General features: G+C 71.3%; 21 protein-coding genes. 14 read left to right on the top strand and 7 right to left on the bottom strand.

The features are described from left to right. Positions 1 to 201 precede the first annotated feature (201 nt). The 3 genes from AC07DA_RS33340 (at position 202) to AC07DA_RS33330 (ending at position 3,796) form a co-directional block, all read left to right on the top strand. Positions 202 to 1,632 (top strand): endo-1,4-beta-xylanase, encoded by a 1,431-nt coding sequence (locus AC07DA_RS33340; RefSeq protein ID WP_479131981.1) that lies wholly within the window; start codon positions 202 to 204, stop codon positions 1,630 to 1,632. Between the two features lie 100 nt (positions 1,633 to 1,732). After that, positions 1,733 to 3,034 (top strand): RICIN domain-containing protein, encoded by a 1,302-nt coding sequence (locus AC07DA_RS33335; protein ID WP_479132012.1) that lies wholly within the window; start codon positions 1,733 to 1,735, stop codon positions 3,032 to 3,034. Positions 3,035 to 3,472: 438 nt separating this feature from the next. Next, positions 3,473 to 3,796, top strand: a complete 324-nt coding sequence (locus AC07DA_RS33330; RefSeq protein WP_479131980.1) for an alpha-amylase — start codon at positions 3,473 to 3,475, stop codon at positions 3,794 to 3,796. A gap of 681 nt (positions 3,797 to 4,477) precedes the next feature. Here the strand turns inward: AC07DA_RS33330 and AC07DA_RS33325 are convergent. Next, positions 4,478 to 5,080, bottom strand: coding sequence for a TetR/AcrR family transcriptional regulator (locus AC07DA_RS33325; RefSeq protein WP_479131979.1), 603 nt, complete (start codon positions 5,078 to 5,080; stop codon positions 4,478 to 4,480). Between the two features lie 74 nt (positions 5,081 to 5,154). Here AC07DA_RS33325 and AC07DA_RS33320 point away from each other — a divergent pair, with 74 nt between their 5' ends. Beyond that, a complete protein-coding gene (locus tag AC07DA_RS33320; protein ID WP_479131978.1) occupies positions 5,155 to 5,625 on the top strand; it encodes a VOC family protein in 471 nt (156 codons plus the stop codon). A 245-nt stretch (positions 5,626 to 5,870) separates the two neighbouring features. Here AC07DA_RS33320 and AC07DA_RS33315 read toward each other — a convergent pair whose 3' ends face one another. Together AC07DA_RS33315 and AC07DA_RS33310 are read right to left on the bottom strand one after the other, a co-directional pair. Further along, positions 5,871 to 6,332 (bottom strand): SPW repeat protein, encoded by a 462-nt coding sequence (locus AC07DA_RS33315; RefSeq protein WP_479132011.1) that lies wholly within the window; start codon positions 6,330 to 6,332, stop codon positions 5,871 to 5,873. A gap of 586 nt (positions 6,333 to 6,918) precedes the next feature. After that, a complete protein-coding gene (locus AC07DA_RS33310) occupies positions 6,919 to 10,572 on the bottom strand; it encodes a LamG-like jellyroll fold domain-containing protein (RefSeq protein ID WP_479131977.1) in 3,654 nt (1,217 codons plus the stop codon). Positions 10,573 to 11,038: 466 nt separating this feature from the next. Here AC07DA_RS33310 and AC07DA_RS33305 point away from each other — a divergent pair, with 466 nt between their 5' ends. From AC07DA_RS33305 to AC07DA_RS33285, 5 genes are all read left to right on the top strand, one after another. Next, on the top strand, positions 11,039 to 12,085 hold the full coding sequence (locus tag AC07DA_RS33305; RefSeq protein ID WP_479131976.1) for a LacI family DNA-binding transcriptional regulator: 1,047 nt from the start codon (positions 11,039 to 11,041) through the stop codon (positions 12,083 to 12,085). Positions 12,086 to 12,239: 154 nt separating this feature from the next. Next, positions 12,240 to 13,487, top strand: coding sequence for a sugar ABC transporter substrate-binding protein (locus tag AC07DA_RS33300; RefSeq protein WP_479131975.1), 1,248 nt, complete (start codon positions 12,240 to 12,242; stop codon positions 13,485 to 13,487). Positions 13,488 to 13,508: 21 nt separating this feature from the next. Beyond that, a complete protein-coding gene (locus AC07DA_RS33295; protein ID WP_479131974.1) occupies positions 13,509 to 14,492 on the top strand; it encodes a carbohydrate ABC transporter permease in 984 nt (327 codons plus the stop codon). Beyond that, positions 14,489 to 15,313 (top strand): carbohydrate ABC transporter permease, encoded by an 825-nt coding sequence (locus AC07DA_RS33290; RefSeq protein WP_479131973.1) that lies wholly within the window; start codon positions 14,489 to 14,491, stop codon positions 15,311 to 15,313. The genes AC07DA_RS33295 and AC07DA_RS33290 overlap by 4 nt, the downstream gene beginning before the upstream one ends. A 79-nt stretch (positions 15,314 to 15,392) precedes the next feature. After that, positions 15,393 to 17,147 (top strand): amylo-alpha-1,6-glucosidase, encoded by a 1,755-nt coding sequence (locus AC07DA_RS33285; protein WP_479131972.1) that lies wholly within the window; start codon positions 15,393 to 15,395, stop codon positions 17,145 to 17,147. A 63-nt stretch (positions 17,148 to 17,210) separates the two neighbouring features. Here AC07DA_RS33285 and AC07DA_RS33280 read toward each other — a convergent pair whose 3' ends face one another. Next, a complete protein-coding gene (locus tag AC07DA_RS33280; RefSeq protein ID WP_479131971.1) occupies positions 17,211 to 18,734 on the bottom strand; it encodes an alpha/beta hydrolase in 1,524 nt (507 codons plus the stop codon). A 141-nt stretch (positions 18,735 to 18,875) separates the two neighbouring features. Between AC07DA_RS33280 and AC07DA_RS33275 the strand changes: the two genes are divergently transcribed. The 3 genes from AC07DA_RS33275 (at position 18,876) to AC07DA_RS33265 (ending at position 21,601) form a co-directional block, all read left to right on the top strand. After that, entirely contained in the window at positions 18,876 to 19,853 is a 978-nt protein-coding gene (locus AC07DA_RS33275) for a MerR family transcriptional regulator (RefSeq protein WP_479131970.1), read from the top strand. Positions 19,854 to 20,077: 224 nt separating this feature from the next. Next, on the top strand, positions 20,078 to 21,154 hold the full coding sequence (locus AC07DA_RS33270; protein WP_479131969.1) for a hypothetical protein: 1,077 nt from the start codon (positions 20,078 to 20,080) through the stop codon (positions 21,152 to 21,154). Positions 21,155 to 21,211: 57 nt separating this feature from the next. Then, positions 21,212 to 21,601: a hypothetical protein gene (locus tag AC07DA_RS33265; RefSeq protein ID WP_479131968.1), complete on the top strand. Its 390-nt coding sequence runs from the start codon at positions 21,212 to 21,214 to the stop codon at positions 21,599 to 21,601. A gap of 194 nt (positions 21,602 to 21,795) precedes the next feature. Here AC07DA_RS33265 and AC07DA_RS33260 read toward each other — a convergent pair whose 3' ends face one another. Then, positions 21,796 to 22,728, bottom strand: a complete 933-nt coding sequence (locus AC07DA_RS33260; RefSeq protein WP_479131967.1) for a PaaX family transcriptional regulator C-terminal domain-containing protein — start codon at positions 22,726 to 22,728, stop codon at positions 21,796 to 21,798. Beyond that, on the bottom strand, positions 22,725 to 23,402 hold the full coding sequence (locus AC07DA_RS33255) for a GNAT family N-acetyltransferase (RefSeq protein WP_479131966.1): 678 nt from the start codon (positions 23,400 to 23,402) through the stop codon (positions 22,725 to 22,727). Before AC07DA_RS33255 ends, AC07DA_RS33260 begins: the two co-directional genes overlap by 4 nt. A gap of 101 nt (positions 23,403 to 23,503) precedes the next feature. Between AC07DA_RS33255 and AC07DA_RS33250 the strand changes: the two genes are divergently transcribed. Both AC07DA_RS33250 and AC07DA_RS33245 read left to right on the top strand, forming a co-directional pair. Next, positions 23,504 to 24,565 (top strand): alpha/beta hydrolase family protein, encoded by a 1,062-nt coding sequence (locus AC07DA_RS33250; protein WP_479131965.1) that lies wholly within the window; start codon positions 23,504 to 23,506, stop codon positions 24,563 to 24,565. Between the two features lie 88 nt (positions 24,566 to 24,653). Continuing rightward, positions 24,654 to 24,845 (top strand): hypothetical protein, encoded by a 192-nt coding sequence (locus AC07DA_RS33245; protein ID WP_479131964.1) that lies wholly within the window; start codon positions 24,654 to 24,656, stop codon positions 24,843 to 24,845. Positions 24,846 to 24,943: 98 nt separating this feature from the next. Here the strand turns inward: AC07DA_RS33245 and AC07DA_RS33240 are convergent, their stop codons facing one another. Next, positions 24,944 to 25,360 (bottom strand): CBS domain-containing protein, encoded by a 417-nt coding sequence (locus AC07DA_RS33240; protein ID WP_479131963.1) that lies wholly within the window; start codon positions 25,358 to 25,360, stop codon positions 24,944 to 24,946. Positions 25,361 to 25,445: the final 85 nt, after the last annotated feature.

Here is a 25,445-nt window from a genome sequence, read left to right as displayed (position 1 = left end):
GGGTGCCGTCCGTGCCGGCCGAGACCGCCCTGTCCCCGCGGCCTTGGTGTCCCGTGACCCCGGTGTCCGGTGACCGCGCTGTCCGGTGATTCCGGGCCGCCCGGGCTCCGGCCCCGTTCCGTCCGGCCGCCGGGCGGAAGCGGACGGCGCACTGTCCCTGCGCTTCAGACCTTCCGTGACTTCTACCTTGGAGGCACAGTCATGGGCTCGTATGCCCTTCCCAGAACCGTTGTCCGCCGGAGGCTCCGCGGCCTGCTGCTGGCACTGGTCGCCGGTGTCCTCGGTACGGTCGGCGCACTGGCCGCGCCGCCGGCCGCACACGCCGCCGAGAGCACGCTCGGTGCCGCCGCCGCCCAGAGCGGCCGCTACTTCGGCACCGCCATCGCCTCGGGCAGGCTCGGCGACTCGACGTACACGACGATCGCGAACCGCGAGTTCAACTCGGTGACGGCCGAGAACGAGATGAAGATCGACGCCACCGAGCCGCAGCGGGGCCAGTTCAACTTCACCGCCGCCGACCGCGTCTACAACTGGGCGGTGCAGAACGGCAAGCAGGTGCGCGGTCACACCCTGGCCTGGCACTCCCAGCAGCCCGGCTGGATGCAGAGCCTCAGCGGGAGCGCGCTGCGCCAGGCGATGATCAACCACATCAACGGCGTGATGGCCCACTACAAGGGCAAGATCGCCCAGTGGGACGTCGTGAACGAGGCCTTCGCCGACGGCAGTTCCGGAGCCCGGCGCGACTCCAACCTGCAGCGCACCGGCAACGACTGGATCGAGGTCGCCTTCCGCACCGCGCGCGCCGCCGACCCGGCCGCCAAGCTCTGCTACAACGACTACAACGTCGAGAACTGGACCTGGGCCAAGACCCAGGCCATGTACGCCATGGTCCGCGACTTCAAGCAGCGCGGCGTGCCGATCGACTGCGTCGGCTTCCAGGCGCACTTCAACAGCGGCAGCCCTTACCACAGCAACTTCCGCACCACCCTGCAGAACTTCGCCGCCCTCGGTGTCGACGTGGCCATCACCGAACTCGACATCCAGGGCGCCCCCGCCTCGACCTACGCCAACGTGGTCAACGACTGCCTGGCCGTCCCGCGCTGCCTCGGCATCACCGTCTGGGGTGTGCGCGACACCGACTCCTGGCGAGCGGAGCAGACGCCGCTGCTGTTCAACGGCGACGGCAGCAAGAAGCCCGCCTACACCGCCGTCCTCAACGCGCTCAACGGCGGTACCACCACGCCCCCCGCGGGCTCCGGACAGGTCAAGGGCGTCGCGTCGGGCCGCTGCCTGGACGTGCCCAACAGCAGTACCAGCGACGGCACCCAGCTCCAGCTGTGGGACTGCCACAACGGCACCAACCAGCAGTGGGCGCACACCGCCGCGGGCGAGCTCAGGGTCTACGGCAACAAGTGCCTGGACGCCGCCGGCACCGGCAACGGCGCCAAGGTGCAGATCTACAGCTGCTGGGGCGGTGACAACCAGAAGTGGCGCCTCAACTCCGACGGATCCATCGTGGGGGTCCAGTCGGGCCTCTGCCTCGACGCCGCCGCGGGCGGCACCGCCAACGGCACCCTGATCCAGCTCTACTCCTGCTCGAACGGCGGCAACCAGCGCTGGACCCGCACCTGACATGGCCGGCCACGAACGAAAGGGCGAATCGATGACGGCCTGCGGTGCGGCTTCCCTCGCCGCTCCACGAAGGCATCGCTGGTGGTCCAGGGTCGCCGCCCTGGTGGCGGCGACCCTCGCGATCGGCATGCTCACCTCGGTGAAACCGACGCCCGCCGAGGCGGCGACGGTCGACCCCAACGCCTGGTACGTCCTGGTGAACCGCAACAGCGGCAAGGCCCTGGACGTCTCCGGCGCGTCCACCGCCGACGGCGCGCGGATCGGCCAGTGGGCCCGCAATGACGGCCCCAACCAGCAATGGCAGTTCGTGGACTCCGGCGGCGGCTTCTACCGCCTCAAGGCCCGGCACTCGGGCAAGGTCCTCGACGTGGCCGGCGCCTCGACCGCGGACGGTGCCGCGATCCAGCAGTGGGCCGACCACAACGGGTCCAACCAGCAGTTCCGCCTGGCCGACTCCGACGCGGGCCACGTCCGGCTGATCAACCGCGCCAGCGGCAAGGCGGTGGAGGTGCAGGGCTCCTCCACCGCCGACGGGGGCAACGTCGTCCAGTACTCCGACTGGGGCGGCGCCAACCAGCAGTGGCAGATGGTCAAACTGTCGTCCGGTGGCGCCGGCGGATGCGGCAGCGCCCCGACTCTGACGAGCGGTACGCACACCATCCAGAGCGGCGGCAAGAGCCGCAGCTTCATTCTGAGGGTCCCCGCCAACTACGACAGCAACCGCCCCTACCGGCTGATCTTCGCGTTCCACTGGCGGGGCGGAACCGCCGGCGACGTCGCCTCGGGCGGCACGAGCGGCAGCGCCTGGTCCTACTACGGCCAGCAGGAACAGTCGAACAACAGCGCCATCCTCGTCGCCCCCCAGGGCCTGGGCAACGGCTGGGCCAACACGGGCGGTGAGGACGTCACCCTCGTCGACGACATGATCCGGCGCATCGAGGGCGGCCTCTGCGTCAACCCGGCACAGCGCTTCGCCACCGGATTCAGCTGGGGCGGCGGCATGAGCTACGCGCTCGCCTGCAGCCGGGCGAACGTCTTCCGGGCCGTCGCGGTCATCGCCGGCGCTCAGATCAGCGGGTGCAGCGGCGGCACCCAGCCCATCGCCTACTTCGGGATCCACGGCATCAGCGACTCCGTCCTCGGCATCGCACAGGGACGGTCCCTGCGCGACAGGTTCGTCAGCAACAATGGCTGCGCCGCCCAGAGCCCGCGCGAGCCCGCGCCGGGCAGCCGCACGCACATCACCACCAGCTACTCGGGCTGCCGCGCCGGATACCCGGTGCAGTGGGCCGCGTTCGACGGAGGCCACATACCCGGCCCGGTCGACGGCTCCTCCGGCGAGAGCGGCGTCACCACGTGGACCAAAGCAGAGATCTGGAGGTTCTTCGCCCAGTTCCAGTGACACACCCGCACCACGGAGTGGGGCCAGGTGATCCTGGCTCCACTCCATCGGCGTCCGCACGCCCTGCCGGGCCGCCCCGCCCCCATGGCGCGCCAACCGCTTACGGCCAAAGGCAAACCGCAGTGGCCCGGCCGCGCTTGCAACTGCCGCAGGCGCACGGCCGGGACCCGACGCGTCGTGCCTGGCCGTGCGCGGCACCTCCTCCCACAGCACCGAAAGCGTTGAAGTTTCACCGGGCCGGTGCGGGCGGCGTTGGAGGAATCCGAGCCGCACAGTTCAGGGATGGGCCGCAAGAGCGATCACGTCTGAAAGGCGCCGCCGCGCCTTGCCTGCGTGGGGCAGCGCTGAAAGCTTCGTTTCTTGAACCCGCTCCGCGTCTCAACGCGGGGGCGGCCTCGATTACTTGAACGTCGTCATGGGCGGCTGAGGAGTGAAACCATGCTGAAGGGGATGCGGATGTCGGTGTCGACAGCGGGGCCCGTCGCGGCCTTGAGTCTTGTCCTGACGTTTCCCGGACCCGTCCTCGCGGCACCCGAGCTCTCCGGGTCCGCCGCCCCTGCCTGCGTGGAGATGTACCAGAGCTGGCGGTACACGGAGGCCGCCAACAACTGCCCGGCTCCGCAGAGCGTTTCGGTGCTGTACCAGGACGGTGCGACGAGCCGTTGCTCCACCCTGCCGCCGGGCGCTCGCACCACGGTCGGTGAGGGGTATCTCGGCGTGCACGGCCGCGCCGAGCACCTGATCCTGTGCGGGACATCCTGACCGTGCGCCCCACCGCCCCTGGGTGCAACGGATCCGCGCGCGCCAGGGGCGGAGACGGTCAGGAGACCGGCGACCGGCGGGCGGTCACTGTGCGCGTTCGCCGGAGGGAAAGGGGCCTGTCGCGGGCGCTGCGCACGTGTCGACGACGGTCTCCTCTCCGGCCGCCGGCCCGTCCAGGCTCATGCAGGTGACTCGCGCACCAGTCGCGCGCGTTCGGCTCCACCTCCGGTCCCGCCGTCGGCGCGATCGGCTCGAGCGGATCACTCGGCGGTGTCTCCACGGGGCCCGGGGGCACCGTCCGCACCGGGCCCGACGGCACCGTCCGCCGGGCCGGTCGCCGGCTCCTCCGGTGAAGCGCTCGTGAGACACGGCTGCGCCACCCTGCTCAGCATTTCCGCGAAGGCCGTGTCGGCTCCAGCGCTCGCGGAGTCAGCGGAGCCGCTGTGCGGCCCATCGGCGCCCGACCTCTCAGTACCGCAGGCGGTGAGTGCCAGAGCGGCGGAAGCCGCCATGGCGAGCGTGAGCCGCGGGCGGCGCGGGAAGCGGGCAGACGTGCGGGCCGGGACAGGGGTGGTTTCCATGCGCCCGGTTTCCGGCCGGGTGATCGCCGCCACGTGAGTGCGCGTACTCAGGTCGGCAGGGGGACTCGCTCAACTCTCGGACGGCACGCGACCTGGGAGGTCAGGCACGGGTGCGCAGTCCTGTCAGCAGCCGGTCGAGGGCCTGCTCGGCGGCCTGCAGCTCCCCGCCCCGCGCGATCCAGAGCGCGGTCTCGTTCAAGGCTCCCGAGAGCAGCCGGGCCAGGGGCTCCACCGGTTGATCGGCGATGATCCCGGCTGCGACGAGCGCCGACAGTGCCTCCGCCAGATGCCGGGCGGAGGACTCCTCGTCCATGGCCCGCCACTCGTCCCAGCCCAGCACGGCCGGTGCGTCGATCAGCAGGATCCGTCGCACCGCCGGGTCGGTCCCCGCCGCCAGGAAGGCCCGGCAGCCGGCCCGGAGCTGTTCCCAGAGGTCGTCGTACTGTTCGGCCGCGGTCGCGACCCGCTCGCCCAGCTCCCGCTGTACCTCGCAGACGGCGGCCCTGAAGAGACCGGCCTTGCTGTCGAAGTGGTGGTAGGCGGCTCCCTTGGTGACCCCGGCGGCCCGCGCCACCTCGGCCAGTACGACGTGGTGATACCCGTCGGCGGCGAACCGTCGCCGCCCTTCGGCCAGCAGCGCCTGCCGCGTGGCCGCCCGCTGCTCCGCCCGGCTGACCGCCATCGAGCGCACCGCCCTTCCCATTTCGCGTACCGAGGGTATGCTAACGCCTCGATTCACATACCGAGGGTATGTGAGGTGGATCTGGAGGACCTGCCATGACGGACGACCGCACGACCATGCCCGAGAAAAAGCTCAGCGGCTTCTACCCGGTGCTCGCCAGCAGGGACGTGGCCGCCTCCCGCGACTTCTACACCCGCCACTTCGGGTTCGAGGTGACCTTCGAGGCGGACTGGTACGTCAGCCTGCGCCGCCCCGACGCCCCGCACTACGAACTGGCCCTCCTCGGCCACTCCCACCCGACCGTTCCCGAGGGCCACCGGGGCGCGCTGCGGGGAGGCCTGCTGCTGAACTTCGAGGTGGACGACGTCGACGCGGAACACCAGCGGCTCGTGGTTGAGGCCGGCCTGTCCGAGGTACTGCCGCCGCGCACCGAGGAGTTCGGCCAGCGGCACTTCATCATCGTGGCCCCGGACGGAGTGCTGATCGACGTCATCACCGTCGTCCCGCCCAGCGAGGAGTACGCCGCCCAGTACGTCGACGCCTGGCACGTGGCCCTCACCGAGTGAGCAGGACGTAAGACCGGCCGGGGAAGCCGCCGGAGGTGATCGCCATGATCTTCAGGTCGCTGAGGGCCAGTTGGATGACGATCCGCCACGGCCGCCAAGTCGACGGCGGTGCCGCGGCCTTGCGTGCCTCACCACGGGGGAGGAGACCGTCGCTTGCTGTGAAGCGGCGGTCTCCTCGCGTCGTTCCGGCCCGGGGCGCGGCGGGCGGTCCGCTCAGCGACCGGGGCCGCTGCGGTGCTGCCTATTCAGCTGCGCGGGGTGGACGGTGCTGTCATGCCGGCTCGGGACTTCCCGGTCTCCGCAGCGCGCGTGGCGGCACTCGCGGCCAGGGCGAGCAGGGCGGCTATCGCACCCGTGATGATGTTGTTGACGATCGTCTTGGTGGTGCTGACGTCCCCTGCCACCACCCACGGCGCGACGATGGTCCACAGGCCCAGGGCGCAGGCGCCCCACGCCATGCTGTGGGTGCGTTCGTATGCCCGGCCGAAGCCTCCGCTCATGAGCAGCGCGTAGGCGATTCCGACGAGCAGGTTGGTGACGGCGAGCGTCGACAGTCCGTTGAATCCGGTGATCCACGGGGAAGCGGCGAGGTAGATGCCGGTGAGGAACGCCAGCGTTCCGACGGCCTGCCCCTGGGGAGTGCTGGTCGCGCGTTCGGCCATTTCATGGCGCTCACGCATGTCGACGATGTCCGGGTGCGTCTCCATGGAGGGCCGGGAAGCGGAAGTGGACATAGCTCGTACCTCATCTGTTGCTCAGTGCGCGGTTGGCGAGGTGTGCCCCGTCAGCCCGAGGATTTTGTCGTGCTTTGTGATGTCTTGCCCGGACCGAGTGACTGATTATGCGTTCTTTACACCTCCTCAACGGCGACTATCTGAAGCCACACTTTCTGTAGCGGCGCCCTCTCGGAGTGTCGCTGCGGCGCCCCGGCGGCCGGACCCGACGAGAGCCGCCGTACAGGAGCAGCCTGGACTTGTCGCATATGTGGTGCGACTGTGAGGTCACGTCGGACTGCAGTTGCACCGGCATGCCGGGAAACCTGCCGCCTTGCGAGGGGGTCGCTTGGGAAAGCAGGCGATGGCCGCTGTTCTCGCGAGGGCACGCAGCTGTGCATCCGTCCGCCCGGGACGTCCTGAAGGGCGGATGCATCCCCGTTCGACCTGGCACCGCCGGTCCACCGCGGCGGGGATCACTGCCCGGACGCCGCGCCCGGGTCCGCCGATCAGGGCGGAACCCGGGCGCGTACTCGGCGGCACCGGCGGCGAAGCGGTGTCGTCGCCGGTGCCGGTCACCTCACCGCACGGCCCGTGCGTAGGGCGCGACGGTGATCCGGTCGATCAGGGGCGCGTAGCGGGAGCGCAGGAGGACGCCGGGGAAGGTGTCCGAGGCGTAGGTGGTGCCGTCGAAGTTCGGTAGTTCCTCGGAGCGGAAGGTGATCGTGTTCTTCCCGCCCTTGAGGTGGACCGGGACGGTCAGCTCCCAGAAGTTGTTCCGGTGGAAGCTGTGCGGGAAGGTGACGCGCCGCATGTCACCGCCGTTGACGGTGATGTCGGCGTGGCGGGCGAGCGGGTCCGGGTTGTAATGCGTGGCCGGGGACTGCTCGGGGTTGGAGTAGCGGACGCGCAGCGCGTACAGGCCGGCCCGGTCGGCGTCGACGGTGAACGTCGCGGTGTTGCCGTTGCCCGGATCACCGCCGATACCCGTGATCGCCGTACCGTTGGTGGCCAGGGAGAGCGGGGTGAGCGTGGCCGAGCCCGCGAGCTTCGCGTCCCGCGCCTCGTAGGTGCGCACCGGGAGCGCGTTCCCGGTGGGCGTGACCCCCAGACGGTCGATGAGCGTGGCGGTCGAACCTCCCGTCACCGTCACCTTGTTGACACCGCCCGAGAGGGAGACGGCCACGCTGCTGCGGCGCTTGGCCAGGCGCAGCACGTCGTGCCCGTTGACGGAGAGCCGGGCGCCCGTGCCGCCGAGGGTGTCGACCGTGAGCGTGGCCTCGTGGTCGGCGGGTGAGTAGACCCAGAACGTGGCCGTCTGGCCCTTCTTGAGCTGGATGGCGCCCGATCCCGTGGCCGCCCGCTCCGGCAGGTCGTAGACGGGGCGCGCTCCGCCGGCCGCCCAGGCCAGCTCCCCCTCGTACACCTGTGTGCCGTCCGAGGCCCTCGGCAGGGACAGGGTGACGCGGTCGACGATGGCGTCCCCCTTGGTGGCGCGCTTGCCGTCGAGGCTCTTGGCGGCGAGCGTGAGGACGTGCCTGCCCTTGGTGAGCTTCACCTCGGTGTCGGCGTGATCCCACACGACCCACTTGTAGCCGAGCGGCAGGTGCAGTTCCTGCTCGCTGTCCGCCGTGCCGTCCACGCGCAGGAAGACGTTGGTGGGGCCCTGCTCCTCGACACTGTCGTAGGTGTTGAGGGAGTTGGCGAAGACACTCAGGTCGTAGACGCCGTCCTCGGGCACCTCCACGGTGAAGTCGAGCGTGAGGTCCGAGCCGGTGCGCAGGCCACCGACGTTGTGACCGCCGGAGGTGTAGAACTTCGACACGTCGCGCGGCGAGCCCTCCGGGCCGTTCCGGAAGTAGGGCGCCCCGGTGTGCGCGGCGTCCTCCGCCTCGTAGGAGCCCTGCCAGCGTACGGGTGGGGACTGTGTGCCCTTCGCCTTTCCGGCCGGGGTGAGGATGATCTCGTAGGCCGAGGACTCCTTCAGCCTCGGCAGCCCACCGTCGCCGAAGGGGACGACGACCGTGCCGTCCCGGCCGACCGCCAGCTCGGTCTCCGTGAGCAGCTTCGGGCCGGGGGAGTCGCCCACCTGCCCGCTCCACTCGATCTCGCGCACCCAGGCGTGCACCTTGTTCCCGAAGAGATCCTCCGGGACGTCGCCGAAGACGATGTTGCCCTTGCCGGTGGACCCGCCGAAGATCAGCCGGGCCTGCTTCTTCCTCTCGTCGAGCGTGGCCACGCCCTGCATGGTGTAGTTCTGGCCGGGGAACGGCGGCGTCACCTTCACCGTGTGACCGCTCATCGAGGCGTACGCGTTCAGCAGCCACCACTGGCCGTTGCCGCGGCCCGACTGCACCGCGGAGTCGGAGAGGTTGCCGTCGATGTTCCAGTAGGCGATGTCGGCGTCCACCTTGGACTCCTCGATCGCGGACACCCACTGGATCATCTGGCCGGGCACGGAGGTGTGGTAGTTGAAGGCGTACTCGTTGATGTTGACGGGGAGTTCGGTGCCCTCCCTGTCGGTGCCCTCGAACAACTCCTTCTCCCAGGCCCGGTACTTGGCGACGCTCGCACGCACCGCCTCCGGGTGGCTCAGCTCGTGCCAGGTGACCACCTCGGGGAGGGTGCCGGCGGCCAGGGCGTGGGCGAGGAAGCCCTTCACCTGTTCGTACAGGATGCTGGTGTTGGGGCCGGCGATGCGGGCGCCGGGCATCTTCCTCTTGATGAGCCCGTAGGTGTCGTCCCAGGCGGCGAAGAATTCGTCCGGGTCGTCGAGCCAGCTGACCTTGTCGTAGCTCCACTCCCCGGTGCCGAACATGTTGCCCTCGGGCTCGTTGAACGGCACGAAGACGATGTTGTCCTGGTACTTCTCCGGCAGCTGCAGGACCTGGTCGACCTGGGTCGCGATCTTCTCCTGATAGAGCCTCAGCTTCTCCCGGGGGGTGTCACCGGGCCACTGGTAGGGGAAGCCGCGGTGGATGTCGGTCATGTAGATGTACACGTCACCGTCGGTGGAGTCGGCCAGCGGCTTCACCACCTCCAGGGCGTCGGCACCGGGGTGCTGCGGACCGTCCTGCGCCTTCGTCGACACCGTGCGCAGGCCCATGCCCTCGATCAGGTTGTTGCCGGGCACGTCCGGCCCGTACAGGCCGTAGAGCGTGCCGGAGGCGCCGCCGTGGAAGGCGCCGGTGTCCGAGCCGAGATCGACGGTGAGCTGACCTTCGCGGATCACCTCCACGGTCGCCCGCACCGTGCGTCCGGCCGCGGTGCCCGCCACCGTGAACGTGCCGGGCCGTGCGTACCTCTCGGGTGGTACGGCGGCCCAGGCGACCGGCGTGTCGCGGTCGTAGCCGTCGGAGAACGAGGAACGGACGGCGACGGGAAGGGCCGGGGCCGTCCCGGCCGTCGTACGGACCTCGAAGGACGTCTTCGACAGCTCCTGGAGAGCCGGCACGGCCCCGACCGTGCCGGCCACCTGCTCGGCGCTCAGGGCCGCGTGCCACACGGTGAAGTCGTCGATCGCGCCCTTGAGCAGCGGGTCCGGCCAGAAGGACTTGCCTATGTAGCCGGCCGCGGTGGCGGAACCGTCCAGCAGCTGCTTGGCCTCCACGCCGGTCGCGGTGGAGGAGACCGCCATGCCGTCGAGGTAGGTGGTGAGCCGGCCCGCGGCGGCGTCCAGGGTGACGGTGACGGTCCGCCACCGGTCGGCGGGGAGCGCGGCGTACCCGGAGACCTGTGCCTCCGCGCCCCCTCCGCCCGTGGTCAGGGCCGTGCGCAGCACTCCGCTGTCGTTGGAGGGGGTGGTGAACAGGTAGCGCGTGGTGTTGCTGCCCAGATCGAAGATCCGCTGCCAGGACGACGTGTCGCCGCTCCACCGCACGCGGGCGGACACGGTCAGGTCCGTGGCGTCGCCGACGACCGCGCGGGGCAGCCGGACGTACGCGCCGTCGGAGGTGGGCGCCCCGCCGGGCAGGGCCAGGGCCTGGCCGCCGTCCGCGCCCGCCACGGACCGGGCGGTGGAGCCGTTCACCAGAGTCGCCGTCAGGCCGTTGCCGGAGCTGTCGCTGATCCGGCCGGAGGCGAGGTCGTCCTGGTCGAAGGTGTAGCGGGCGGCGGGCTGGGGCGCGTCGGCCGCCTGGGCGGGGGCCGCGGGTGCGGCCAGCAAGCTCGCGCCGAGCGTCAGCGCCACGGCGGCCGGGGTCCGGCGCCGGGCGGGTCTGTCAGCGGATGGCATGGATGGCGTCCTCAATCCTCGAGTAACGGGTTCGGTTCCGTCCCGCCTCGTGCGGCCGCTCGTCCGCGCGCGTTGCACGGGGGCCTCCGAGGCGACGGGTCGAACCGGTTCGACGAGGTGGTGCGGGTGAAGGCGGCATCGAGGGGTTGGGGGGGGGGCGGCTTCGTGTGCCAAGGAGGGTGGATCGGGCCTGGGGCGCGGAGGATCACTTCGTCGAACCGGTTCGGCGAAGCTAGCACCGGGGCTCCGGGCCAGCAATCCCTCGGCGCAAGGTTCCCTGAACCCTTCACCCCGCTCGCGGGTGTCCGGTCCAAGGTGTTGACAGGCGGGCGAGCTGTTCCTACCTTCACTCCACGCGAACCGGTTCGACAGTCGGCGTCGCTCCTCGACTCAGCCCCACACCGTCCCGGCCGGCAGGCGCCATCTCACCGGAGATGTCGAACCGGTTCGAGCAAGGAGTTCCCACGTGAACATCGGTGAGATCGCCCGACGGGCCGGTGTCTCGCGCAGCACCGTGTCGTACGCCCTGAGCGGCAAGCGCCCGGTCTCGGAGGAGACCCGGCGCAAGATCCAGGAGGTCATCGACGCACTGGGCTACCGGCCCAACGCCAGTGCCCGCGCCCTGGCCAACGGCCGGACCAGCACGATCGGCCTGGTCTTCCCGCCGGCCGGCAACCACTACACGGGGATGCAGCTGGACTTCATCGGCAGTGTGGTGGAGGCCGCCGCGGCCTACGACTACGACGTGCTGCTCTCGCCCAGCGGGGTGGACAGCGACCGCTCGTTCCAGCGGATGCTGGGGGAGCGACGGGTCGACGGCGCGATCCTGATGGAGATCAGACTGGAGGACGACCGGGTCGATCACCTGGCCTCCCTGGACTTCCCCTCCGTCGCCATCGGCCGCACCGCCCATCCGGAGAACGGCTGGTGGGTGGGGCTGGACCACACGGCGCTGGCGGCCGCGTGTGTCCACCACCTCGCGGACCTCGGCCACCACAGGGTCGCCTTCGTCAACCGGCCCGAACAACTCCTGCGCACGGGATACGAGTCGGCGCACCGGGGACTGGACGGCTTCACCAAGGCCGCGGCCGAGCGGGGGCTGACGGTGCGGACGTACTGCTGCGGGGACGACGCGGCATCCGGCCAGGCATGTGTGGAACAGATCCTGCACGACGACCCGGCCACCACCGCCCTGGTCACGCTGAACGAGGCCGCCCTGGGCGGCCTCTACCGAGGGCTCGCCCAGGCGGGCCGCCACGTGCCGCGCGACTTCTCCGTCACCGGGGTCGTGGCCGCCCGCTGGGCGGAGACCGTGACCCCGCAGCTCACCGCGGCGGACGTACCGGCGGAGGAGCTGGGCCGGCGTGCCGTCGACCTGCTGGTGGAGCGGCTCGACCAGCCCGGCGCGGTGCCCCGGCACCAGCTCCTCACGCCGCCGATCTCGCTGCGGGCCAGCACCGGTCCCGCGGGAGGCACGCCCACCGCGGACGCCCGGCCCGACACGACGCCCTGACCCGACGCCCTGACAGGTCACGCGCGGGAGACCTCGCCGACTCTCCCGCCGCACCCAGTCGAACGCCCGAACGTCCCACCCGTGCTGTTCGACATGCCCGCTTCCAGCCGCCCGTGCCCTCGGCACCCGCAGGCCGACCACTAAGGAATCACCGATGAGCAGATCCTCCAGACAGCGCCGCCTGACCGCGGCGGCGCTGACCGCTCTGGCCGTCGCCACCACCGCCACCGCGTGCGGCTCCGGCTCCGGCAGCACCGACACCAAGGGCGCCGACAGCGGCGCGTACACCGTCTGGGACCCGTACCCGCAGTTCGGCAAGGACTCGGCCTGGGCCGAGCTGCTGGACGCCTGCGGCACCGAGGCCGGTGTCAAGATCAAGCGGACCGCCTTCGACACCAGCGACCTCTCCACCAAGGCGCTGCTGGCCGCACAGCAGGACAACTCCGCGGACGTCCTCATCGTCGACAACCCGGTGGTGTCGACCCTGGCCGAGGCGGGCGTGCTCACCACGACCGACGACAACAAGCTGGACACCTCGAAGGTGGACCCCAACCTCCTGGCCGCGGGACAGTCGGACGGCAAGACGTACGGCACACCGATCGGCGCCAACACCCTCGCCCTCTACTACAACAAGGAGGTGCTGAAGGAAGCCGGGGTGGACATCGCCTCGATCAGGGACTGGCCGTCCTTGACGGCCGCCCTGGACAAGGTGGAGAAGGCCGGCAAGAAGGGCATCACCTTCTCCGCGATCGGCACCGAGGAGGGGAGCTTCCAGTTCCTGCCGTGGTTCTGGGGGGCGGGCGCGAAGCTGACCGAACTGGACTCCGACCGGGCCGTTGCCGCCCTGTCCCTCTGGAAGGACTGGCTGCGGAAGGGCTACGCCCCCAACTCCGTCATCGGCAACACCCAGACGACCAGCTGGCAGGAGTTCGCGACCGGCGACTACGCCTTCGCGGAGAACGGCACCTGGCAGCTGGCCAACGCGGAGAAGGCCGGCTTCGCGTACGGCGTCCTGCCCATCCCCGCTTCCGGGGGCGGCAACGCCGCGGCCCCCACGGGCGGCGAGTTCGTCACCGTCCCGGTCCAGGGCGACACCGGCCGCTACGCCACCTCGCAGAAGCTGGTCACCTGTCTGACCAGCAGCGAGAACCTCAACGACACCGACACCACCCTGTCCTACGTGGCCCCCACCCGCGAGGTCCAGGACAAGCAGGTGGCGGCCAACCCCGCGCTGAAGCCCTGGATCGACGCCGTCAAGGCGGCCAAGGGGCGCACCAGCGACGACCTGGGCACCAAGTACCCCAAGATCTCCGAGCAGTTGTGGAAGGCCGTCCAGTCCGCCCTCAGCGGTGCCCAGTCACCGAAGGACGCGCTGGCCAAGGCCCAGTCCGCCGTCCGGTAGCGGGGGATGGCCGGTCCGCGGATGAACCACACGACGCAGTTGCCGGACCACCGGCCCGTACCGGTCCGGAAGGGAGCAGCCACCGCTGCCCCTGCCCCGGACCACGAGCGAGCACGCCGGCGTCCGACCCCCCAGCAGTGGGCCGCCTGGGGGTTCCTCGCCCCGGTGACCCTCTACCTCGGCCTCTTCTACGCCTATCCGCTCTACCGCAACATCGACCTGAGCCTGCGCCAGTACACGGTCCGTTCCTTCGTCCAGGGCGACGCACCGTTCACGGGTGCCGACAACTACCTGACCGTCTTCGACGACCCGACCTTCGCCCCGGCGCTGCTCCACACCGCGGTGTTCACCGCCGTGTGCCTGGTCTTCCAGTACGCGCTCGGTCTGGCCCTCGCGGTCTTCTTCAACCAGCACTTCCGGCTCTCGGCCACCCTGCGTGCCCTGTTCCTGGTGCCGTGGCTGCTGCCGCTGATCGTGTCGGCCTCCACCTGGTCGTGGATGCTCAACAGCGACTCCGGGATCGTCAACGCCGCGCTGCACGCGGCCGGCATCGCCCCGGTCAACTGGCTGACCTCACCGTCCTGGTCCCTCACCTCCGTGATCATCGCGAACATCTGGATCGGCGTGCCCTTCAACCTGGTCGTCCTCCACAGCGGCCTGCAGTCGATCCCTGACTCGCTGTACGAGGCGGCGGCCCTGGACGGGGCGAACGCCTGGCAGCGTTTCCGGTGCGTCACCTTCCCGCTGCTGCGGCCGGTCTCCGCGATCACCCTGCTGCTGGGCCTCGTCTACACGCTGAAGGTCTTCGACATCATCTGGATCATGACCAAGGGCGGCCCGGCGGACTCGTCCACCACCCTCGCGACCTGGTCCTACCAGCTCGGCTTCGGCAACCTCGTGCCCGCCTTCGGCCCCGGAGCGGCCGTCGGCAACCTGCTCGTCGTCGCCGCCCTGGTCTTCGGCCTGATCTACGTCCGGGTCCAGCGGAAGCAGGCACTGTCATGAACCGACGCACCGGCCGCACGTGGTGGAAGACAGGCGTCGGCCTGCTGCTGACCCTGGTCATGCTCTTCCCGGTCTACTGGATGCTCAACGTGTCCCTCACACCCGAGCAGGACATGCGCAAGAGCCCGCCGGACCTGATCCCCGCCCACGCCACACTGGAGGGCTACCACAAGGTGCTGGACGAGCAGTTGCCCTATCTCGGCACCAGCCTCGTCATCGGCCTGGGCACCGTCCTGCTGACCGTGGCCCTCGCAGCGCCGGCCGGATACGCCCTGGCCAAGCTGCGCCCCCGCGGTGGCGGCATCCTCCACTTCGTCCTGCTCGCCGCCCAGATGATCCCCGGCATCATCATGGCGATGGGGTTCTACGCCATCTACCTCCAGCTCGGCCTGCTCCAGTCGGTGCCCGGCCTGATCGTCGCCGACTCCACACTGGCCGTCCCCTTCGCGGTGCTCATCTTCACCGCGTTCATGTCCGGCATCCCCGGCGAACTGCTCCAGGCCGCGCAGGTGGACGGAGCACGGGCCCTGCGCACCTTCTGGTCGGTCGTCCTGCCGATGAGCCGCAACGCCGTCGTCACGGTCTCGCTGTTCGCCTTCCTGTGGTCCTGGTCCGACTTCGTGTTCGCCAGCACCCTGGTCAACGGCGGCGCCCACGAACCGATCACCCTCGGCATCTACCACTACATCGGCAACAACAACCAGGAGTGGAACGCCATCATGGCCACCGCCGTCGTCGCCTCGCTGCCCGCCGCGGTGATCCTCGTCCTCGCCCAGCGCTACGTCGCCGCGGGCGTGACCGCCGGCGCGGTCAAGGACTGACCGACCCCCCCCGCGTCACGGCCCCACCGCTCCCGGTGGCAGCGCCGATCATCCCTGCCCGAGAAACGAGTGCCCCGTCATGACCGCCGCCCGATCCGGCCCGGCCTTCTCCGTCCACGACATCCCCTTCAGCACGCACGGCTCCTGGTTCGACGTCTCGCCCGTGGTGGCGGAGAAGACGTACGCCGAGGACCTCCACCTCGTCTCGCACCAGAACGGCATGCACGCCGTGCTGCGACTCGTGCCCCAGGACGCGGCGACGGGCTGCCGCGCGGAGACCCGCGTCGAGGCGACCCCGGGCCTGCTCAGCTGGGCCGGCCGGGACGGGCGCGTCGACCTCGCCTACGAGGCGCCGGACACCGTGCGCCTGCGGGGAAACGGCCTCGCCCTCGGCATCCGGGCCGCCGCGCGGACGTTGACCCCGTTCAGCGGAACCTACTTCTACCGGGAGCCGGGCACCGAGGCGTACGTGTTCACCTCGTACGAGACCGGGCGGCGCTACCGCGTCACGGTCCTGTCCGGAACCGCGACCGACGTGACCGGCGCGCAGGCGCTGGGCGGCGCCGATCGGGGTGTCGCCATCGGCGCCGGGACCGGCGTCTGGGAGGCCGCCGTCGAGGAGTACGAGACCGCGCGCCGCCCCTACGCCCCCTCGGCGCCCTTCGACCTGGTCGTGGAGGCCGCGCGCGCCGACTTCGCCGCCTTCACCGACACCGTCGCGCCCTGGCGCTCGTCGGCCACCCCCGCCGCGGAACTCGCCGCCTACGTGCTGTGGTCCGCGACCGTCCGGCCGCGGGGCTTCGTGACCCGGCCCGCGGTGCTGATGTCGAAGCACTGGATGGACAAGGTGTGGAGCTGGGACCACTGCTTCAACGCGCTCGCCCTGGCCCCGGGACATCCCGCACTCGCCTGGGACCAGTTCTCCCTGCCCTTCGACCACCAGGACGAGTCCGGCGCCCTGCCGGACTCGGTCACCCACTCCGAGGTCCTGCACAACTTCGTCAAGCCCCCCATCCACGGCTGGGCCCTGGGGCAGCTGCGCCGACGCCTGCCCGAGCCGCTCACCCGGGCGCAACTGACCGAGACGTACGACCGGCTGGCCCGCTGGACGGACTTCTGGCTCACCGCACGGCGCGCACCCGGCGCGGCCCTGCCGCACTACCAGCACGGCAACGACAGCGGCTGGGACAACGCCACCACCTTCGACCCCGCGCGTGTGGTCGTCTCCGCCGACCTGGCCGCCTTCCTCACCCTCCAACTGCGCGAACTCGCCGATCTGGCCGACGAACTGGGCCTCGACGACGCGGCGCGCCGGTGGGTGCGCACGGCCGACGCGACGCAGGCGGCGATGCTCGACGAACTGTGGGACGGCGACCGGTTCGTCGCCCGCTCGCCCGGCACGGGGGAGAGCTGGACCAGCGCCAGCCTCCTCGACCTGATGCCCGTGGCACTGGGCGAACACCTGCCGGAGGAGATCGGCGCCGCGCTGGCCGACCGGATCGAGACCCACCTGACCCCGCACGGCCTGGCCACCGAACAACCCACCTCACCCCACTACCTGGCCGACGGGTACTGGCGCGGCCCGATCTGGGCACCGTCCACCGTGCTCGTCGAGAACGGCCTGCGCCGGGCAGGCCACCACCGCCTCGCGGACGAGATCAGCGCCCGCTTCCGGGCCCTGTGCGAGGCCCACGGCTTCGCCGAGAACTTCGACGCCCTCACCGGCCAGGGCCTGCGCGACCGCGCCTACACGTGGACCGCCGCCGGTTACCTCCTCCTCGCCGAAGCCCACGAGCTCCGCCGCACCGCACCCGCCACGCACCCCGGCGGCTGACGGACACGGCGGGCTGACCAGCGCAGGGACCAGGTCCTGCGCCCTTGCTGCTGCTCCGCGCGCTCACCCGGTCAGGTGGGCGACCACGGCGCGCATCGCACGCCGCATGGCGGGGCGGGTCTCCTGCGGTGAGTCGAGGGTTTCGAAACCGTGGTGGCCGTTGGGGACGTCGACCAGTTCGAGGCGGGCCGTGCCGGCCCGGGCCGCGGTCACGAAGGCCTCGACGGTAGCGGCGATCTCGGGTGTCTCCCGTCCGGCGCGCAGGAGGACGAGGGGCAGGTCTCCGGCCCGGGCGACCGCGCGGGCGGGGTGGAAGCGGCTGTCGGCCATCCCCCAGGCGGGCAGGGGAGCCAGGACGGGGTAGGCGGCGGCCAGGCAGCGCAGCCAGCCGGGGGGCCCGGCCAGCCAGTCGGCGGTGAGCAGGCCGCCGCCGGAGAAGAACCACAGGGCGATCCGGTCCGCGTCCACGCGGGCATCGGCCCGTACCCGTTCCACACCGGCGGCGACGTCCGCGGCGGCGCGCTCGTAGTCCGTGAGGTCGTGGAGGCGGTGTTCGAGGGTCGCCCCGACCAGGCCCTCCGAGGCGGCGAGGCGGGCGTAGCCCACCAGGGTGGGCCAGTCGCGCGGGCCCGGCCGCGCCCCGGCGGGAACGGGTCCGCCGTGGACGAACACCACGGCCGGACGTGGCCCCTCGCCGCCGGGGACGTACAGGTCGACGGGACCGTGACGCTCACGGGGCGGCCCGGTCAGGTCCCACGGGAACGGACGCAGGTGGGCGGGCACCCGTGCACCGTCGCCGGCCGGCCGTAGACGGTGCCCTTCCCCGGCCGCCGCCCGCAGCAGGACATCGGCCAGCGCGCCGGGACAGGACAGCATCGGCCAGTGCCCGGTGGCGAGTTCGAAGAAGGTGACCTGAGGTTCGGTCAGGACGGCCAGCGCGGGGTCACCGAAGTCGACGAGCCGCTGCACCGCAGCGATGCCGGCGCCATTCCCCGTGCACAGCACGCCGGTGACGGGCACCGCCGCCACCGCCCCGCTCAGTCGCAGCGGCTGCAGCAGGGTGTTTAGCGGCTGAGGCACCGCCGAGGCGACCAGTCGCCTCAACTCCCTCTCCCCGACACCCGCGGTGCTGCCCCAGCGTTCCCACGCGCCGGGCGCCGGTGGTGCCAGCACGCCTCCGCGCTCACCTCTCCGGGCCTTCTCGGCCAGCTGCGCGCGCAGCGCCTGGTCCGGTACGGCGGCCAGCGCCGGGACGCCGCTCTGCGGCATGCCGCAGTCCAGGTACACCACGCGCGCGACGCGTTCCGCCCGCCGGTCCGCGGCGCCCAGCACCGGGTGGATGCCGTAGTCGTGGCCGACGAGCACGATCTCCTGCCCGGGCGCCGCGTCCACCGCGTCGATCGCCGCGACCACGTCCTCGATGTGCGTCTCCAGCCCGACGCCGTCCGGCGCGGCGGGCCGGGCCGGGTCGAGACCGCTCAGCGGGACGGCGTGCGCCTCGCCGCCCGCCGCGGACAGCCGCCCGGCTGTCTCCTCCCAGACGTGGGAGCCGGTGAACATACCCGCCACCAGAATGAACACGCGCACGACGAATCCTTCCCCGATCGGTCGCATGGCGCCGGGCCGTTCGCCCACGCCATGCCTGGTCCGCGGGCCACGCCACTCACGTCGCGCCCGGCCCGCACGCCGGTACCGTAGGAACTCCCCCTGAGGGAGGTTCAACCGCTCATGCCACGCCAGGTGTTGTGGAGCATCGGGGAACTCGCCGAGCGCGCCGGTGCCACCGTGAAGACCGTCCGCTTCTACTCCGAGCAGGGACTGCTCCCCGAGGCCGCCCGCAGCAGTGGCGGACACCGCCGCTACGGGCCGGAGGCGCTGCAGCGGCTGCGGCTGATCCGTTCCCTGCGCGGCCTCGACCTGCCCCTGCCCGCGATACGCCGCGTCCTGGACGACGACGATGACGTGGCCGGCCGGGTGCTGGAGAGCGCCGTCGACAGCCGTCTGCGCCAACTCGGCGACGAGCGCAAGGCCCTGCGCTGGCGGCAAGCGGCCCTGCAACTGGTACGGGACTGCCCGCCCGCCCAGCGCGCCGGCCGGCTCGGTCTGCTGGGCGCGCTGGACAGTCCACCGAGTACCGCACCACTGGCGAGGTTCTGGCGGTCCTGGCTGCCACCCAGGATGCCGGCCCGCGCCGTCACGGCCTTCCTGGAAGTGGCCGTACCGCAGCCGCCCGACGAACCGCGGCCGGCCCAAGTGCTGGCGTTCGCACGGCTGCACGCGATGACGACGGCCCCCTGCCCCGGCGGCCGACAGCCCCAGCCGCAGGTGCACCGCGTCGCGGGAGCCGGCGGCGCCGCCACCCTGTACCAGGGCCTTGCCGAGGCGTACGAACGTGCGGCGCCGGAACTGCGCAGGGGCCGTGACCCGCGTCCGGGGGAGGCCCTGGACACCTACGTCGCGGCGTACGCCGGGGCCTACCGCTGCCGGGACACCCGGGACTTCCGCCGCCTGCTGGCCGCCCGACTCGCGACCGATCCACGCCTGGACGAGTACTGGCACCTCACGGCCGTCGTCCTGACTCCGCCGGGCAGCAGCTCCGTGCCGACGCCCGGCTCCGCGGACAACTGGCTGCGCGCGGCACTGCGCCAGGAAACCGGCACCGCACCCGGCCTCGGCGAGCCGCCCCCCGTGCCCATATCAGGCTGACCGGCCCTGCGGGCAGGGAAGAGCGAAACAAGGCCGGGCGGGCCGGTTACGGGTCATGCTGCTGGCAGCGACAAGAGCCCGGGGGGTCGGGGAACGTGCAAGCGATGCTGGTGGGGGCGGTACTTCTGGTGTGCCTGAGCACGCCACTGGTGGGAGGCATACAAGCACCGCGGCTGAGATCGAAGCGGCAGACGCCCGAGTTCTCGGCGGGAGCGCCACTGGCCGTGGGACTCGGCTCGTGGGCGCTGTGGGTGCTGATGTTCGTGGTGGTCCGCGTCGGTTTCACCAGTACCAGGAACACCTGGGTGTGCGTGGCGCTGCTCGTCTTGTGTGTCCTGGTCGTCCGGCCGATGGTCCGGATGGTGGCGCCCGCGCGGTGGAAGGAGAACCGACTGCTGATCGCGGCGCGGGCCGTGGGTGTGTGCTGCGTGGTGGCGGCCGTCATGGGCCCGCTGCAGGTCCCCGTCACCGAGCACCCGGTGGCCGGGGTGACCATGATCTACGCGACGACCGCCGCCGTGCTCGGTCTGACGCGGATCGTGGATCACGGCTACTTCCCGCTGGTCCTGCTGTTCACCGCACTGTGGAAGGCGCTGATGGCCGGCGTGACCGGCTACTGGATCCTGCACGACGGGGGCGGACTCGCGCCCGACCCGGACACCGCCACCGCCGGGACGCTCCTGCTCGCCGTCCTGTGGTGGGCGTTGGCAGGCCTGGCCACCGGCTGCGCGCTGGCCGCGGCCGCTCGCCTGGTGCGCTGGCTCAGGGCCGGGCCACCGGCCCGTCCCGCGCCGCCCGGGGTGACCTCCTGGCCACCGGCCGTGGGCGATGTGTGGACGGCCGAGCTCACGCACGAGGACAACACGTACAAGGAGCGTCCGGTGATCGTGCTGGAGCACGCTCCGGGCTTCGTCCGCGTGCTCGGCATCACCAGCGTCGACAAGTCCCACCGGTCGCGTGGCTACATGAAGCTCCGCCTGGCCGAGTGGAAGGGCGTGCTGAGCAAGGACGGCTGGCTGAACCTGGAGATCGCGCACGTCCCGTACTGCGACTTCCTCTGGCGGCGCGGGGAGTGTCCGGACCGGGTGTGGGACGCGCTGTGCAAGACGGCCGACGTGAGGGAGCGGTCCGCGCAGGCGGGGCCGGCTCCGGGCTTCACCTTCCACCACCGGCTGCGCTCGGCGATGAACGGGCACGTCGGGCGTGACGCGCGCACGGTCAGCGCCGGTGCCGGCAGGACCCGCCGGGTGTGGTCACGGGAGAGGGTCGGAACCAAGGCATCGCGTGGGAGGGCGAGTTGACGCACATGTGATCTCGTGGGCAGGGCATCCGGCTCCCATACGGAAAGGGGGACATGGATGGGCTCGGCCTTGGATGTCTCACTGGCGCGCGGCGGCACGGACGACCCGTCCGACTGGGCATGGGTCGGCGCGGCCGTCGCGCTCTACCTGCTGATGGGCTACGGGCTGGAGTACCGGTCGAAGAAGCGCAGAGGCGTCGCGCGCCCGGCGAGAGCGGCGCTGAGAGGTCTGTTCTCCGAACGTGAGGGCATCGATCCGGGGCAACGCTTCGCCAGCCGCATGGTGATGCTGTGCGGCGGGCTGGCAGCGGGACTTGCCGGGTTCCTCACCCGGAACGCGCCCATGGCGGTGCAAGTCCCGACCGTAGGCGTCGTGGCGCTGCTCGGGATCTTCGCGTGGGCGTACTTCGACCACCGTACGGAGCCGCGCAGCGAACCCGGGCCTTAAGGCCGCGTCCCTGGGCTGCGAGTGTGCCCGTCTGCTCGGGCTGGATCCGCGAGGTGGCAGGCCGAGACGGCTGATGCGGGACGCCCGCGCAGGAGCCTGTCGGGCACACCGCCGCCACCCGCCCAGCGCTGTGCCGGATCGGGAGGAGACGCCGGTCGGGTGAGGCGTCCCGGGCGATCGTGGTGCCCGTGCCGTCAGGAGTCCTCGGGCGGAGCGCCGAGTGCGTCGCCGTAGAGCCGGAACAGGCGCAGGCCCTCCGGACCGTCGTAGCCGGTCCGGCGCAGGCGTTGCCAGCAGTCGGCGGTGAGGCGGCGTGCCCGGGTGCCGGGCCATGGCTGCGGCAGCAGCTCCGGGGGGAGCAGCGGGTCGGGCAGCATGGCCCTGGTGAACTCGGCGGCGAGTCGCACGGCCATGGCCAGGTGCCCGGCGGCCACGCGCTCAGTGCCGTCGGCCCCTTCCCGCGCGCCCAGCTCGGTCAGGCAATGCCGCGCGAAGGCGGTGAGCCGTTCGTAGCCGGTGGCGATCTCCTTCAGGGGCCATAGCGCCGAGGCCAGCCCGGCGGGGTCGGTCAGGGCGCCGACGCGCAGGTCGGTACTGGTGAGGAAGGTCAGAGAGTCCAAGACGCCCAGGTGGCGGGCATGGGCCTCGACGATGTCGCCGACCGGGTTCGCGGTGACGTAGAGGCCACCCTGGAGGGGGGCTGCGCCGACGTGGAGGAGGGTGTCGCGCAGGGCGTCGCGGGCGGTGCGACGGGATTCCGGGATGGCGAAGGCGAACAGGTGCCAGACACCGTCCCAGGGGGCGTGTCCGGCGTCCTGCCGGTAGGCGTGGCGTACGTACTCCGCGTTCGGCGCGAGGGCGCCGGTCGGGTCGGCGACGGCCCGCAGCACGGCTTTGCGGCCGCGGCCGTCCTGGGTGAACCGGCCCTCGGAGACCAGGCGTTTGACGCACAGCCGCACCTGTTGGTCGGTCATGCCCAGCAGTTGCGCGACGCTGTAGAGCTCACCGGCGTCGACTGCGCCGTCCTCCCGCACGAGTGCGTGCACCAGCAGCCGGGTGGGGACTGCCGGCCCGGGTGTGCGCTCGGCGCCGGAGGTATGGCCGGCGGGAGCGTCATGGGCCGTCACCGCACACCTCCGTCGCCCCGGTCGGCCCCGGTGACGGGGCGGTACATGGTCGTGACGGCGCCGAACCCCATCAGGCGGCGCAGGAAGGGTGTCTGTTCGGTGTGCCGGGCGACGAAGCCGTGCCGTTCGTACAGGGCGCGGGCACGGGGGTTGGTGTCGATGACATCCAGACGGATGCGGCGGCAGCGGTTCTCCGCCGCGACGGCGGCGACCTGCTTCAGCAGCAGGCTGCCGATCCCTGCGCCCCGGTGGCGTGCGTCCACCGCGATGCCGTCCATGACGAGTTCCCCCTCCTGCGGGGTGCGTTCGAACAGGGCCAGGACGGCGAGCCGGGGCAGGCCGCGGAAGAGGCCGTAGGTGGACAGGACGTCGCGCACATTGCCGCCGGTGAGCGCGCGCCCGTCGAGCTGATAGCCCGCCACGCCGACGACCGTCCCGTCGACGAGGGCGGTCACGCCCCGGTCGTGGTTCACGTGCGCGGCGATGAAGGCCCGCCCGGTGTCCGGGGGGTTGAGGGCAGGGCCGAGTTTGCGGCCGAAGGCCTCCCAGTACAGCGCGGCCACCTCTTCCTCGCTCCCCTCCGGCACACCGCGCCGGCACGCCACGGCCCGGGTCCGCCGGTTCTCCACCGGCCGCTCCTCCGTGGCGCGGTCCTGGGCCCTCGTGGGATCCATGCGGCTGCTCCCTCTTGTCGTTCCCGGTCACCTTGGGATATCGATAGTAATACGTTCATGCTCATTACGAGCGTTCTTAAGACGATAGATCGGAGAGGCTCGTGCTGAGACGAGGGGGAGGGATCCGCGCGCGGCGTGGGCGGCGGCGCCTGCTGTGGACCCTGGTATGCGTCCTGCTGGCGGCGGGCGGTCTCGGCGGGGTCGTAGCGTGGCAGAACACCTACGCGCTCCGGGAGGACCGTGTGGTGCTGCGACACCACGGACACCGGCTGGAAGGGGTGCTGGCCCGACCACCCGCGGGCGACGGGCCGTTCGGCCTGGTCGTCTTCGTGCACGGGGACGGGCCCATCGACGCGACCCACGACACCTTCTACCGGCCTCTGTGGGAGTCGTTCGCGCGAGCGGGTTACGCGTCGCTGTCGTTCAGCAAGCCGGGCGTGGCCGGATCGGAGGGGGACTGGCTCGAACAGAGCATGGACGACCGCGCCGGGGAAACCCTCGCCGCGATCGCCTGGGCCCGCGGTCATCCCGGCATCGACGGCCGTCGCATCGGACTGTGGGGAGCGAGCCAGGCCGGATGGGTGCTGCCGAAGGTCGCCGCGAAGGACCGGCGACTTCAGTTCGTCATCGCCGTCTCCCCAGCCGTCAACTGGGTCCGGCAGGGCCGCCCCAACCTGCTCGCCGAACTCCGCGGGGAAGGCGCCGGCCAAGAGCGCGTCGAAAAGGCGATGCGCCGCCGCGAGACGACTCTGCGCCTGCTCCGGCGAGGCGCCTCCTACGAGGAGTACCGCGCTACGGTCGGTGACACCGGTGACGTCACACCCGGCCGCTGGCGCTTCATCGCGAAGAACTACACCGCTGACGCGGTCGCCGACCTGCGCGCCATGAGGGGAACCCCGGTTCTGCTCGTGCTGGCCGGCCACGACGTGAACGTGGACGTCAGGGAGACGGAGGCCGTGTACCGCGAGATCATCCCCGCCTCCACGCTGAGCGTCGAGCACTACCCCGACGCCACGCACTCGATGGTGGACCACGCCACCGAACGCTCACCGCTGCGTCTGACCGCGACCGCCGTCTTCGCACCACGGAAGCTGTACACAGCCGGATTCCTCGACCGTCAGGCCCGTTACCTGCGGGGGACCGGTGGCGGGACGAAACCCTGAACGCGAGGTCATCTCAGTCGCCCTATCATTCGAGGCGAAGGGACCAGCAGTCGTCGAGGGGGAGGGGGCAGGGGTGGTGGCGGTACGTATGGCAACGGCAGTCCTGGTCACATGGGCCGCCCTGATCGCGCTCCTCGTCGCGCCATCGCCCCTGCCCGAGCCGTGGCGACACTACGTCTACTCTCCGGCGAGCGTGGGCTTGTGGCTGCTGGCCATGCTCGTCGCACCCGTCCTGGTCTGCTCCGTCACATGGCCATGGATCAAGTCGGGCGGCAGCTGAGGCCCGACTCGCTTACGCGTCCGTGGATTGCGCGAGGTCTTCGGTCAGCAAGGGCCGAAGCCGCCGGCTTCGGCCCCGCCTCCCGCGGTCGTGGAAGTTCAGTCGCTGGAGATGACCTCCAGCAGGTCACCGACGGCTCGGTCGGGCAGGGCACGGGCGATGTCGGCCACGGCGACGATGCCGACCAGGCGGTGGCCGTCGATGACGGGCAGGCGGCGCACCTTGTGGGAGGCCATGGTGCGCAGCAGCTCCTCGATGTCGTCGTCCGCGCCGATGGTGACCGCTTCCCCCTGGGCGAGATCCCCGGCCTTGACCTGCGCCGGGTCCTTGCCGGCACCGAGAACCTTGACGACGATGTCCCGGTCGGTGAGCACGCCCTTGAGTCGGTCGTCGGTGCCGCAGATGGGCAGCGCGCCCACGCCGAGTTCGGTCATCTTGCGGGCCGCGTCCAGGACGGTGTCCTCGGCGCCCACGCACTCCGCGCCCTCGGTCATGATCTCCCGGGCTGTGGTCATGCTTCCTCCAGAAAGCCGCGATCAATGGTGATGCTGTTGGTTAACCCGCAGGCGGGATGGTGAAACATGCTGAATGCTGGACCGC

This window comes from Streptomyces sp. NPDC044921, assembly GCF_056432865.1.
The sequence above is the reverse complement of the archived record's forward strand: the minus strand, read 5'-3'. Positions and strand labels throughout refer to the sequence as shown.

Excerpts from the sequence above, each read along its gene's own strand:
- AC07DA_RS33340 (WP_479131981.1), top strand. The coding sequence starts at position 202 with ATGGGCTCGTATGCCCTTCCCAGAACCGTTGTCCGCCGGAGGCTCCGC.
- AC07DA_RS33330 (WP_479131980.1), top strand. The coding sequence starts at position 3,473 with ATGCTGAAGGGGATGCGGATGTCGGTGTCGACAGCGGGGCCCGTCGCG.
- AC07DA_RS33325 (WP_479131979.1), bottom strand. The coding sequence starts at position 5,080 with ATGGGAAGGGCGGTGCGCTCGATGGCGGTCAGCCGGGCGGAGCAGCGG.
- AC07DA_RS33320 (WP_479131978.1), top strand. The coding sequence starts at position 5,155 with ATGACGGACGACCGCACGACCATGCCCGAGAAAAAGCTCAGCGGCTTC.
- AC07DA_RS33315 (WP_479132011.1), bottom strand. The coding sequence starts at position 6,332 with ATGGAGACGCACCCGGACATCGTCGACATGCGTGAGCGCCATGAAATG.
- AC07DA_RS33310 (WP_479131977.1), bottom strand. The coding sequence starts at position 10,572 with ATGCCATCCGCTGACAGACCCGCCCGGCGCCGGACCCCGGCCGCCGTG.
- AC07DA_RS33300 (WP_479131975.1), top strand. The coding sequence starts at position 12,240 with ATGAGCAGATCCTCCAGACAGCGCCGCCTGACCGCGGCGGCGCTGACC.
- AC07DA_RS33295 (WP_479131974.1), top strand. The coding sequence starts at position 13,509 with ATGAACCACACGACGCAGTTGCCGGACCACCGGCCCGTACCGGTCCGG.
- AC07DA_RS33290 (WP_479131973.1), top strand. The coding sequence starts at position 14,489 with ATGAACCGACGCACCGGCCGCACGTGGTGGAAGACAGGCGTCGGCCTG.
- AC07DA_RS33285 (WP_479131972.1), top strand. The coding sequence starts at position 15,393 with ATGACCGCCGCCCGATCCGGCCCGGCCTTCTCCGTCCACGACATCCCC.
- AC07DA_RS33275 (WP_479131970.1), top strand. The coding sequence starts at position 18,876 with ATGCCACGCCAGGTGTTGTGGAGCATCGGGGAACTCGCCGAGCGCGCC.
- AC07DA_RS33265 (WP_479131968.1), top strand. The coding sequence starts at position 21,212 with ATGGGCTCGGCCTTGGATGTCTCACTGGCGCGCGGCGGCACGGACGAC.
- AC07DA_RS33255 (WP_479131966.1), bottom strand. The coding sequence starts at position 23,402 with ATGGATCCCACGAGGGCCCAGGACCGCGCCACGGAGGAGCGGCCGGTG.
- AC07DA_RS33245 (WP_479131964.1), top strand. The coding sequence starts at position 24,654 with ATGGCAACGGCAGTCCTGGTCACATGGGCCGCCCTGATCGCGCTCCTC.
- AC07DA_RS33240 (WP_479131963.1), bottom strand. The coding sequence starts at position 25,360 with ATGACCACAGCCCGGGAGATCATGACCGAGGGCGCGGAGTGCGTGGGC.